Source organism: Streptomyces pseudogriseolus (assembly GCA_002154585.1).
Classification (GTDB): Bacteria; Actinomycetota; Actinomycetes; order Streptomycetales; family Streptomycetaceae; genus Streptomyces; species Streptomyces pseudogriseolus.
This window is the reverse complement of record MUNG01000240.1, coordinates 1-10393: the sequence shown is the minus strand read 5'-3', so window position 1 is coordinate 10393 and position 10393 is coordinate 1. Positions and strand designations below refer to the sequence as shown.

The following is a 10393-nucleotide window of genomic DNA, read 5'->3' as shown; positions in this document are numbered from 1 at the left end:
CCCCTCCAGCGGCAGCTCCGCCAGCCGCACCAGCGGCGCGGCGCCCAGCGTGGGCGAGGTGTTCACCACCAGCACGTCGCCCGCCCGCAGCAGCGACGGCAGCTCCGCGAACGCGAGGTGGGACACCTCGACGCCCCGCGACACCAGCAGCCGCACCGCGTCCCGGTCCCCGCCGGGCGCCCGCACCTCGGCCGGCACCCGCGCCGACAGCTCCTCCGGCACCCGGAACGTGACCGTCACCGCCGTCCCTCCAGCAGCGCCGCGGCGCCGTAGCGGCCACTGGCCGGCCGCTCGTCGAGCAGCCGCAGGAACCCCGGCACAACCGCCTCCGGCTCCGGCCGCGGACCGTCGTCGTCCGGCACGGCCGCCGCGTACAGGTCCGTCGCCATGTCCCCCGGGTCGACCGCCCACACCCGCAGCCCCGGCTCCTCCTCAGCCAGCACCGCCGCCAGCTGGTCGAGCCCCGCCTTCGACGCGCCGTACCCGCCCCACGTCGGGTACGCCTCCGCGGCGGCGTCCGAGCTCACCACCAGCACCGCGCCCGCACCGGCGGCCCGCAGCGGCGGCAGCGCCTCCTGCACCAGGCCCAGCGCGGCCACCAGGTTCACCTCCAGCGCCCGCCGCAGCCCCTCCAGCGGCAGCTCCGCCAGCCGCACCAGCGGCTCGGCGCCCAGCGCGCTCGCGTTGTGCACCAGCAGGTCCACCCCGCCCAGTCGCCGGGCCGCCGTCACCAGCTCCGCCCGGTGCGCGGCATCCGTGACGTCCCCCGCCACCGCCGTCACCCGCGTGCCGTGCGCCGAGGCCAGGGCCACCGTCTCCGCCAGGCGGTCCGCGCCCCGCGCGTCGAGCACCAGGTCCCAGCCCTTCCCCGCCAGCCCCAGCGCCAGCGCCCGCCCGAGCCCCTTCGAGGCTCCCGTGATGATCGCGACCGGCATGGCAGCCGTCCCCTCGTCCGTCGTGTCGTTCCGCCGCTTACGGCGTGTGATCACCGTAGGAACGGGGCCGCCGACGCCGCCTCGGCCGCGGGACGCAGCCGCCCGGGTCCCTTCGGCCTACGCCGGGACGCCCCCGCCCCGAGCCCTGGGCCGCGACGGCCGGACCGGGACCGGGGACCTAGGACCAGCGACGGGGGAGAGGGGCGGACAGCGGTCCGATCCGGGGCCCGTGCCCCGCCGGTACCGTGAGGACATGAGCCACGGCCCCCGGTCCGGCCTCGCCGCGGTGAGCTCCGCGTTGCTGGCCATGAGCAGGCATCTCGAGGTGCGCGACGTCCTCAAGACGATCGTCGCCTCCGCCCGCGACCTCCTCGACGCCCAGTACGCCGCGCTCGGCGTGCCCGACGACCACGGCGGCTTCGCCCAGTTCGTGGTGGACGGCGTGAGCGACGAGCAGTGGAAGGCCATCGGGCCCCTGCCGCGCCGGCACGGCATCCTCGCCGCGATGCTCGACGACGCCGCCCCGCAGCGCCTCGCCGACGTACGCCGCGACCCCCGCTTCGAGGGCTGGCCCAGCGCCCACCCCGACATGGCCGACTTCCTCGGCCTGCCCATCCGCGACGGCGACGAGGTGCTCGGCGCCCTCTTCCTCGCCAACAAGAACTGCCCGAAGCCGGACGGCGCCTGCGGCTTCACCGAGGACGACGAGGAGCTGCTCGGCATCCTCGCCCAGCACGCCGCCATCGCCCTCACCAACGCCCGCCTCTACGAGCGCAGCCGCGAACTGACCATCGCCGAGGAGCGCTCCCGCCTGGCCCACGAACTGCACGACGCCGTCAGCCAGAAGCTGTTCTCCCTGCGCCTCACCGCCCAGGCCGCCGCCCGTCTCGTGGACCGCGACCCGGCCCGCGCCAAGGGCGAGCTCCAGCAGGTGGCCGAGCTGGCCGCCGAGGCCGCCGACGAGCTGCGCGCGGCGGTCGTCGAACTGCGCCCCGCCGCCCTCGACGAGGACGGTCTCGTCGCCACCCTGCGGACCCAGGTGCAGGTCCTCGACCGCGCCCACAGCGCGCGCGTCACCTTCACCGGCCACGGCGTGCGCGCCCTGCCCGCCGCCCAGGAGGAGGCGGTGCTGCGGGTCGCCCAGGAGGCGCTGCACAACGCCCTGCGCCACTCCGGCGGGACACATGTGGACGTGACCCTGGAGCGGCGCGGCAACGGCGCGGTCCTGCGGGTCGGCGACGACGGCGGCGGCTTCGACCCGCACGCCGTCCGCCGCGCGGGCCGCCATCTGGGGCTGGTCTCCATGCGGGACCGGGCGAGCGGGGTCGGCGGCAGGCTGACCGTGGAATCGGCGCCCGGCAAGGGCACCACCGTCGAGATGGAGGTCCCGGGTGGCTGACGCGATCAAGGTGCTGCTGGTCGACGACCACCAGGTGGTCCGGCGCGGCCTGCGCACCTTCCTCGAGGTGCAGGACGACATCGAGGTCGTCGGTGAGGCGGCGGACGGCGCGGAGGGAGTCGCCCTGGCCGGGGAGCTCCAGCCCGACGTCATCCTCATGGACGTCAAGATGCCCGGCATGGACGGCGTGGAGGCGCTGCGCCGGCTGCGCGAGCTCGACCACCGTGCCCGGGTGCTGGTCGTCACCAGCTTTACCGAGCAGCGCACGGTGGTCCCCGCCCTGCGCGCGGGCGCCGCCGGCTACGTGTACAAGGACATCGACCCCGACGCGCTGGCCGGCGCCATCCGCTCCGTGCACGCCGGGCACGTGCTGCTCCAGCCGGAGGTGGCGGGCGCGCTGCTGTCGCAGGAGGAGGGCGGCTCCGGGGCGGGACGCGGGGGCTCCCTCACCGAGCGGGAGCGCGAGGTGCTCGGCCTGATCGCGGACGGCCGCGCCAACCGGGAGATCGCGCGCGCCCTCGTGCTCTCCGAGAAGACGGTGAAGACGCATGTGTCGAACATCCTGATGAAGCTCGACCTGGCGGACCGCACCCAGGCCGCGCTGTGGGCCGTACGGCACGGACTCAGCGGCTGACCGCCGGACCGGAGTCACCCGGAAGGTTCCCCTCCGGTGCGAGATTCATACCGTAGGGGGAATGCCTTCCGGGCCCCGTATCCCGTGCCCGCGCCATGCGTTGCCCAGTGCGGACCGCGGCGCTCGCCGCGGTCGTCGCAAGGAGGGCTCGGAAAGTGAAGAACCTGAAGAAGGCAGCGGCCGTGACGATGGTGGCCGGCGGTCTGCTCGCCGCCGGTGCGGGCATGGCCTCCGCCACCGAGGGCAGCCACGCGGACGGCAAGGCCGTGGGCTCCCCGGGCGTCGTCTCCGGCAACCTCGTCCAGGTCCCGGTCGACGTCCCGGTCAACGTGTCGGGCAACAGCATCAACGTCATCGGCGTGCTGAACCCGGCCTTCGGCAACGTCGCCGTCAACCACTGACGACCGACGCGGCAGACGACAAGCCCCGGCCGCCCGCCCCCGCCCGGCGCCGGGGCTCGTCCCTGCCCAGGGGGCGTACGCCGGGATCAGCGCGCCCCGCGCTCCTCCACGAACGCGTTGTACGCCGCCACCTGCGCCCGCCGGGCCGTCCGCTCCACCGGCCGCAGCGCCAGCGCCCGCGCCGACATCTCCGACGCGCTCACCGCGCCCCCGTGCCCGTGCGCCGTCGCCAGCGACACCAGTGCGCCCACCCGCTGCGCCAGCTCCAGCACGCGCACCGCCCGCAGCGGATACCCCGGCGCCAGCACGTCCCGCCCGCGCGACGCCGTGGCCCGCGCCCGGTACGCGTCGATCGCCGCCTCCGCGACCGGACCCGACCCGGCCACGTCCAGCCGTGTCAGCGCCTCCGTCGCCTCCCGCAGCGCCTCCGCCAGCTCCCGCTCCGCCTCACCCAGCGACGGCACGTCCGCCGGCGGCGCCTCCCGCACCGGCAGACAGTGCCAGAGGACCTCCACATGCACATCGCCCTCGGGCCCGGCCTCCGACACCTCCGGCACCAGCCCCAGCGCCGCCCCCTGGCACACCACGGCCTCCTCGGCCTCCAGCGCCCGCGCGTTGAACTCCGGCGGGCCGCTCAGCCCCAGCGGATGCCCCGGCGCCGGCAGCGCCACCCGCAGCCCGGACACCCCGAGCCCCCGCAGCCGCCCCAGGGCCAGCGTCAGCCCCACCGGCGCGGACTCCCCGGGCACCCCCTCCACCCGGTGCACGGCGTCCTCCCCGACGGCGGCGGACGCCGCCTCGTCCGGGGAGACCAGTCCGGCGAGCAGGGCATTGCCCCAAGCGGCGAGACGACCAGAGCGCGGTTCCGAAAGCATGCGTACACCCTAGACAGCACCCCGAAACAGGACCGATGGAATGTCCCGGTCGGCCGGTGGCGTAGATTTCATGATGGGCTCCCGCCCACGGGTGCGGCGGACCGACCCACCAGGCGTACGCGACAGCCGAGACCGGCCACACTGCAAGGGGAGACAAGGCGCTCATGAGCGATGTTCTGGAACTTCAGGACGTATCCGTGGTCCGCGAGGGCCGGGCTCTGGTGGAGCAGGTCTCCTGGTCGGTCAAGGAGGGCGAACGCTGGGTCATCCTCGGCCCCAACGGCGCCGGCAAGACCACCCTGCTGAACATCGCGTCCAGCTACCTCTACCCGAGCAAGGGCACCGCCACCATCCTCGGCGAGACGCTCGGCCGCCCCGGCACCGACGTCTTCGAACTGCGCCCCCGCATCGGCGTGGCCGGCATCGCCCTCGCCGACAAGCTGCCCAAGAAGCAGACCGTCCTGCAGACCGTGCTCACCGCCGCCTACGGCATGACCGCCGGCTGGCAGGAGGAGTACGAGGACATCGACGAGCAGCGCGCCCGCGCCTTCCTCGACCGCCTCGGCATGTCCGAGTACCTGGACCGCAAGTTCGGCACCCTCTCCGAGGGCGAGCGCAAGCGCACCCTCATCGCCCGCGCCCTGATGACCGACCCCGAGCTGCTCCTCCTCGACGAACCCGCCGCCGGCCTCGACCTCGGCGGCCGCGAGGACCTGGTGCGCCGCCTCGGCCGCCTCGCGCGCGACCCGATCGCCCCCTCCATGATCATGGTCACCCACCACGTGGAGGAGATCGCCCCCGGCTTCACCCACGTCCTGATGCTGCGTCAGGGCAAGGTCCTCGCCGCCGGCCCGCTCGAGCTCGAACTCACCAGCCGCAACCTGTCCCTGTGCTTCGGCCTCCCGCTCGTCGTGGAGCAGGTCGGCGACCGCTGGACCGCCCAGGGCCTCCCCATGAGCTGACCCGAGCACCACCCCGCGCACAACACCCGGCACGACAAGGCTCGTTCGGCCGACCGGCGCCCTGTCCGTGACCGGGTGCGCGGTTCTACCATGACCGGTGTGGACATCGACGCATGGCTGTGGTGGCTGATCGGCGCGGCGGCACTCGGCATCGCCCTGGTGATCACCGCGATGCCCGAACTCGGCATGCTCGCGGTGGGCGCCGTCGCCGCCGCGGTGGTCTCCGGCATCTTCGGCGGCGGAGCCGTCGCCCAGGTCGCGGTCTTCGCCGTCGTCTCGACCGCGCTGATCGCCGCCGTCCGCCCCGTCGCGCGCAGACACCGCTCCCAACGGCCCGAACTGGCCACCGGGGTCGACGCCTTGAAAGGCAAGCAGGCCGTCGTCCTCGAACGTGTCGACGTCAGCGGCGGCCGCATCAAACTGGCGGGCGAGGTCTGGTCCGCCCGCGCCCTCGACACCGGCCGCTCCTACGAGGCCGGCCAGGAGGTCGACGTCGTGGACATCGAGGGGGCCACCGCGATCATCATGTGATCCCGCACCTCCCGCGCGACACAACCGGCGCGAACACGCCCCCGGTTGGGCCCGCGGTCTGACAGACTCGACCAGCAAGATCTACAACCGCACGACCGTGCACAGGCACACACGACCTGCCGTAGGCGCCGAGGCTAAGAAGGGTTCGGGAAACCGACGATGGAACCGGTCATCATCGTCCTGATCATCCTGGTGGTGTTGGTCTTCATCGCCCTGATCAAGACGATCCAAGTCATCCCACAGGCCAGCGCCGCCATCGTGGAGCGCTTCGGCCGCTACACGCGGACGCTCAACGCGGGCCTCAACATCGTCGTCCCGTTCATCGACACCATCCGCAACCGCATCGACCTCCGCGAGCAGGTCGTCCCCTTCCCGCCGCAGCCGGTGATCACCCAGGACAACCTGGTCGTCAACATCGACACCGTCATCTACTACCAGGTGACCGACGCCCGGGCCGCCACCTACGAGGTCGCCAGCTACATCCAGGCCATCGAGCAGCTCACCGTCACCACCCTGCGCAACATCATCGGCGGCATGGACCTGGAGCGCACCCTCACCTCCCGCGAGGAGATCAACGCGGCCCTGCGCGGCGTCCTCGACGAGGCCACCGGCAAGTGGGGCATCCGCGTCAACCGCGTCGAGCTCAAGGCCATCGAACCGCCCACCTCCATCCAGGACTCGATGGAGAAGCAGATGCGCGCCGACCGCGACAAGCGCGCCGCGATCCTCCAGGCCGAAGGCGTCCGGCAGTCCGAGATCCTGCGCGCCGAGGGCGAGAAGCAGTCCCAGATCCTGCGCGCCGAAGGTGAGGCCAAGGCCGCCGCGCTGCGCGCCGAGGGCGAGGCCCAGGCCGTCCGCACGGTCTTCGAGGCCATCCACGCCGGCGACCCGGACCAGAAGCTGCTCTCCTACCAGTACCTCCAGATGCTGCCGAAGATCGCCGAGGGCGACGCCAACAAGCTCTGGATCGTCCCCAGCGAGATCGGCGACGCCCTCAAGGGCCTCTCCGGCGCGGTCGGCAACTTCGGCTCCAGCCTGGGCGGCAACGGCGCCTCAGGAGGCACCGTCCCCGCCCAGGAACGCCGGGAAAAGCCCTCCATCGACTGAAACCCCCTAGGGGCGCGGGGCTCCATCGACATGCGGCTCCGCCGCCTGGGCGCGACAACCGCGCACAACCCGCGCCCCCGGGGACCCACCCGAACCCCTACGGCGGAGCCGTCACGCCGCGTCCAGCGTCAGCCACTCGGGCAACGCCTCGAAATCCTCGGCGCCCAGCGCCAGCAGCATCGCGTCCGCCGGCGTCGGCTCGAACGGCCGCCGCAACAGCGGCATCCCCGCCTGCTCGGGCGTCCGGTTCGCCTTGCGGTGGTTGTCCTCCGCGCACGACGCCACCGTGTTCAGCCAGGTGTCCTGCCCGCCGTGCGACCGCGGCACCACATGGTCCACGGTCGTCGCTCTCCGGCCGCAGTACGCGCACCTGTGCCGGTCCCTCACCAGCACACCCCGCCTCGACCACGGCGCACGTCTTCGGAAGGGCACCCGCACGTACTGGCAGAGCCTGATCACCCGGGGCGCCGGTATGTCGACCGCGGCTCCCCGCATCCGCAGTTCGGGATGGGCCTGCTCGACGACGGCCTTGTCCTGCAGCACCAGAACGACGGCTCGGTTCAGCGTCACCGTCGACAACGGCTCGAAGCTCGCGTTCAGTACCAGCGTGTCCCGCATACCAGCCCACCTCCCGTGCGCACCGGCCCGCCCTCGGCGGGCTGGAACAACTCTGGCCGGGCGCGCCGGGATGGACAACGCAATATCCGCTGCTCCCGCGGAAGACGCCTCCCGGGGACCCCGGCGGAAAAAATGCCCGCCCCTGATCAATTCCATGACCAGGGGCGGGCAAACGTTCCGGGAACGTCCGGTGTCGCGCGGAGGACTCAGGACTCCGCGGGCACCTCGTACTCACCGATCAGCTGCGCACGCGCGAGCGTGTGGAACCGCAGGTTGAAACCGACCACGGCAGGAGAGGCGTCCGCGTCCGGACCCAGCTTCTCCTGGTCCACCGCGTACACCGTGAACACGTACCGGTGCGGACCGTCCCCGGGAGGCGGCGCGGCCCCGCCGAACTCCTTGGTGCCGTAGTCGTTCCGCGCGTGGACGGCGCCCTCCGGAAGCCCCTCGAACGAGCCGCTGCCCGCACCGGCCGGCAGCTCGGTCACCGAGACCGGGATGTCGAACAGCACCCAGTGCCAGAACCCGCTGCCCGTCGGCGCGTCCGGGTCGTAGCAGGTCACGGCGAAGCTCCTGGTCTCCGGCGGGAAACCCTCCCACCGCAGGTGCGGCGACGTGTTGCCCGCCGCGTGGACCTGAGCGTCCTTGAGCGTCGCCCCCTCCGTCACATCGTCGCTCGCCACCGTGAACGACGGCACGGGCGGATGGAAGTCATGGGGGAGCGGCCGCCGCTTGAGCTCGGTCACCTCGGTACCTCCTGATCGATGACGTTCAGTCGCGGACGAGCCTAGAACCAGTTGCGCTTCGAGCCGACCTCCGACAGCCACTGGTTCAGGTACGCCGCCCAGTCGGTCCCCTGGTAGTCGTTCAGCCCCACCTGGAAGGAACGGAAGGTGTCGCTGCCCTCGCTGAACAGACCCGGCTTCTTGTCCATCTCCAGGACGACGTCCATCGCCTGCTCGTCGGCGACGAAGCTCAGCTCCACCTGGTTCAGCCCGCGGTACTGCGACGGCGGGAAGAACTCGATCTCCTGGTAGAACGGCAGCTTCTGCCGCGTGCCCCGGATGTGACCGCGCTCCATGTCCGCGGTCTTGAACCGGAAGCCGAGCTGGATGAACGCGTCCAGGATCGCCTTCTGCGCCGGCAGCGGGTGCACGTTGATCGGGTCCAGGTCACCGGAGTCGACGGCCCGCGCGATCGCCAGCTCGGTGGTCACACCGATGTCCATCCCGCGCAGCTGCTGCCCGTCGATCATCGTGACCGGCGTCTCCCACGGGATCTCCAGCCCGAACTGCACGGCGTGCACCGCGCCCGCCTGGAGCTCGAACGCGCCGCCCAGCTGCTGCTTGGTGAACTCGATGTTCTGCTTGTACTCCTGGTCGCCGTTCTCGACCTCGACCTTGGCCTGGAGACCGACCGACAGCCCCTCGATCTGCTGGTTCACGGACCCGCCCTGGATCCGCACCTCGCCCTGGACCACACCCCCAGGAACGACGTTGACCTCGTGCAGCACCGTCTCGACGGAGGCCCCGCCGGCCCCCAGACTCGCCAGCAGCTTCTTGAACGCCATGTCTCTCCCTCTTCAGGCGACCCCCGTGGGCCACACCCGATCGACCGGCCCGCAGCACGTCGTGCGCCGGACTCCGATCCCTGACGACGCGATCCGGCCGAGGCCGGTTCCATGCACCCCACACCCTGGCAACCGCCGGGGCGGCTTGACCAGCCCGTGGCCCGCCCCGGCTCCAGTACCCTCGGACGGCATGATCGCGAGCCCCGACCGTACGCCCCTGCCGAGGGACTTCTTCGACCGGCCCGTCCTCGAGGTCGCCCCCGATCTGCTCGGCCGCCTCCTCGTCCGCGACACCCCGGACGGCCCGATCGTCCTCCGCCTCACCGAGGTCGAGGCCTACGACGGACAGAACGACCCCGGCTCGCACGCGTATCGCGGTCGCACCGCCCGCAACGAGGTGATGTTCGGTGCGCCCGGCCATGTGTACGTCTACTTCACCTACGGCATGTGGTTCTGCATGAACCTGGTCTGCGGCCCCGAGGGCCGGGCGAGCGCGGTCCTGCTGCGCGCGGGGGAGATCGTGGAGGGCGCGGAGCTCGCCCGCACCCGCCGGGTCGCCGCCCGCAACGACAAGGAACTGGCCAAGGGCCCGGCCCGGCTGGCCACGGCCCTGGACGTCGACCGCTCCCTCAACGGCACGGACGCCTGCGCCACCGGAGCCACCCCCCTCCGCATCCTCCACGGCACGCCCGTCGACCCCGGCCAGGTACGCAACGGTCCGCGCACCGGCGTCTCCGGCGAGGGCGCCGTGCACCCCTGGCGGTACTGGGTCGCGGACGACCCGACGGTCAGCCCGTACCGGGCCCACGTGCCGCGTCGCCGACGAAGTTGACTCGCCCGCTGAAGGTGCGTAATGTAGCCCGAGCCGCTTGAGCCGGGCAGGGCATTCGTCCGCATCCGGAAGCGGCCAACCCACTACTCACGACCACCCCTTCGGCGGGGTCGAATTCAGCGTGCTCGCATGCCCGAATTCGCAGTCGCCGGCCCCGATTATGAATCGGGCGGGGAGATCGGTTAACGTAGTGAATGTCGAAAGGCCGAACGGCGAAAGCCCGAAGCTCAACGACATCCCGCCGACCGGGAATCGGAACCGAAAGGGTCTGATAGAGTCGGAAACGCAAGACCGAAGGGAAGCGCCCGGAGGAAAGCCCGAGAGGGTGAGTACAAAGGAAGCGACCGTTCCTTGAGAACTCAACAGCGTGCCAAAAGTCAACGCCAGATATGTTGATACCCCGTCCGTCCGGATCTCCGGATGGTCGAGGTTCCTTTGAAGAAAACACAGCGAGGACGCTGTGAACGTCGGGACTATTCCTCCCGATGTTCCGCTCTCGTGATGTGTGCACCCGATTACGGGTAAACAT

General features: G+C 72.0%; 13 protein-coding genes. 7 read left to right on the top strand and 6 right to left on the bottom strand.

Annotated elements, in window-relative coordinates; translation table 11 throughout:
- Together CCN29_RS21740 and CCN29_RS21735 are read right to left on the bottom strand one after the other, a co-directional pair.
- On the bottom strand, positions 1–240 hold a 240-nt coding region (locus tag CCN29_RS21740; protein ID WP_143661357.1), incomplete at its 3' end, for an S-adenosylmethionine:tRNA ribosyltransferase-isomerase.
- Positions 237–935 carry an SDR family NAD(P)-dependent oxidoreductase gene (locus CCN29_RS21735; RefSeq protein ID WP_006135997.1) on the bottom strand — a complete coding sequence of 233 codons (699 nt, stop codon included), beginning with the start codon at positions 933–935 and terminating at the stop codon, positions 237–239. The genes CCN29_RS21740 and CCN29_RS21735, both read right to left, overlap by 4 nt.
- A gap of 253 nt (positions 936–1188) precedes the next feature.
- Between CCN29_RS21735 and CCN29_RS21730 the strand changes: the two genes are divergently transcribed.
- From CCN29_RS21730 to CCN29_RS21720, 3 genes are all read left to right on the top strand, one after another.
- A complete protein-coding gene (locus CCN29_RS21730) occupies positions 1189–2334 on the top strand; it encodes a GAF domain-containing sensor histidine kinase (RefSeq protein WP_006135996.1) in 1146 nt (381 codons plus the stop codon).
- A complete protein-coding gene (locus CCN29_RS21725; RefSeq protein ID WP_006135995.1) occupies positions 2327–2968 on the top strand; it encodes a response regulator in 642 nt (213 codons plus the stop codon). Before CCN29_RS21730 ends, CCN29_RS21725 begins: the two co-directional genes overlap by 8 nt.
- A gap of 155 nt (positions 2969–3123) precedes the next feature.
- Positions 3124–3369: a chaplin gene (locus CCN29_RS21720; RefSeq protein ID WP_006135994.1), complete on the top strand. Its 246-nt coding sequence runs from the start codon at positions 3124–3126 to the stop codon at positions 3367–3369.
- A gap of 86 nt (positions 3370–3455) precedes the next feature.
- On the opposite strand, the gene CCN29_RS21715 is transcribed toward CCN29_RS21720, so the two are convergent.
- On the bottom strand, positions 3456–4244 hold the full coding sequence (locus CCN29_RS21715; protein ID WP_006135993.1) for an Rv1486c family protein: 789 nt from the start codon (positions 4242–4244) through the stop codon (positions 3456–3458).
- 164 nt (positions 4245–4408) lie between these two features.
- On the opposite strand from CCN29_RS21715, the gene CCN29_RS21710 reads away from it, so the two are divergent.
- The 3 genes from CCN29_RS21710 to CCN29_RS21700 all read left to right on the top strand — a co-directional run bounded on the left by CCN29_RS21710 (position 4409) and on the right by CCN29_RS21700 (position 6844).
- Positions 4409–5206, top strand: a complete 798-nt coding sequence (locus tag CCN29_RS21710; protein WP_006135992.1) for an ABC transporter ATP-binding protein — start codon at positions 4409–4411, stop codon at positions 5204–5206.
- 90 nt (positions 5207–5296) lie between these two features.
- A complete protein-coding gene (locus CCN29_RS21705; protein WP_086683853.1) occupies positions 5297–5737 on the top strand; it encodes an NfeD family protein in 441 nt (146 codons plus the stop codon).
- A 159-nt stretch (positions 5738–5896) separates the two neighbouring features.
- Positions 5897–6844, top strand: coding sequence for an SPFH domain-containing protein (locus CCN29_RS21700; RefSeq protein WP_006135990.1), 948 nt, complete (start codon positions 5897–5899; stop codon positions 6842–6844).
- A gap of 111 nt (positions 6845–6955) precedes the next feature.
- On the opposite strand, the gene CCN29_RS21695 is transcribed toward CCN29_RS21700, so the two are convergent.
- From CCN29_RS21695 to CCN29_RS21685, 3 genes are all read right to left on the bottom strand, one after another.
- On the bottom strand, positions 6956–7462 hold the full coding sequence (locus CCN29_RS21695; RefSeq protein ID WP_031019974.1) for an HNH endonuclease: 507 nt from the start codon (positions 7460–7462) through the stop codon (positions 6956–6958).
- Positions 7463–7668: 206 nt separating this feature from the next.
- Positions 7669–8208: a YbhB/YbcL family Raf kinase inhibitor-like protein gene (locus CCN29_RS21690; protein WP_006135988.1), complete on the bottom strand. Its 540-nt coding sequence runs from the start codon at positions 8206–8208 to the stop codon at positions 7669–7671.
- Positions 8209–8249: 41 nt separating this feature from the next.
- Positions 8250–9032, bottom strand: coding sequence for a sporulation protein (locus CCN29_RS21685; RefSeq protein ID WP_006135987.1), 783 nt, complete (start codon positions 9030–9032; stop codon positions 8250–8252).
- A 190-nt stretch (positions 9033–9222) separates the two neighbouring features.
- Here CCN29_RS21685 and CCN29_RS21680 point away from each other — a divergent pair, with 190 nt between their 5' ends.
- Entirely contained in the window at positions 9223–9864 is a 642-nt protein-coding gene (locus CCN29_RS21680) for a DNA-3-methyladenine glycosylase (RefSeq protein WP_086683850.1), read from the top strand.
- Positions 9865–10393: the final 529 nt, after the last annotated feature.

What these genes read in the sequence shown, in the direction of transcription:
- CCN29_RS21705 (WP_086683853.1), top strand. Translation starts at nt 5,297, where the DNA reads ATGACCGGTGTGGACATCGACGCATGGCTGTGGTGGCTGATCGGCGCG.
- CCN29_RS21730 (WP_006135996.1), top strand. Translation starts at nt 1,189, where the DNA reads ATGAGCCACGGCCCCCGGTCCGGCCTCGCCGCGGTGAGCTCCGCGTTG.
- CCN29_RS21735 (WP_006135997.1), bottom strand. Translation starts at nt 935, where the DNA reads ATGCCGGTCGCGATCATCACGGGAGCCTCGAAGGGGCTCGGGCGGGCG.
- CCN29_RS21680 (WP_086683850.1), top strand. Translation starts at nt 9,223, where the DNA reads ATGATCGCGAGCCCCGACCGTACGCCCCTGCCGAGGGACTTCTTCGAC.
- CCN29_RS21715 (WP_006135993.1), bottom strand. Translation starts at nt 4,244, where the DNA reads ATGCTTTCGGAACCGCGCTCTGGTCGTCTCGCCGCTTGGGGCAATGCC.
- CCN29_RS21700 (WP_006135990.1), top strand. Translation starts at nt 5,897, where the DNA reads ATGGAACCGGTCATCATCGTCCTGATCATCCTGGTGGTGTTGGTCTTC.
- CCN29_RS21695 (WP_031019974.1), bottom strand. Translation starts at nt 7,462, where the DNA reads ATGCGGGACACGCTGGTACTGAACGCGAGCTTCGAGCCGTTGTCGACG.
- CCN29_RS21685 (WP_006135987.1), bottom strand. Translation starts at nt 9,032, where the DNA reads ATGGCGTTCAAGAAGCTGCTGGCGAGTCTGGGGGCCGGCGGGGCCTCC.
- CCN29_RS21710 (WP_006135992.1), top strand. Translation starts at nt 4,409, where the DNA reads ATGAGCGATGTTCTGGAACTTCAGGACGTATCCGTGGTCCGCGAGGGC.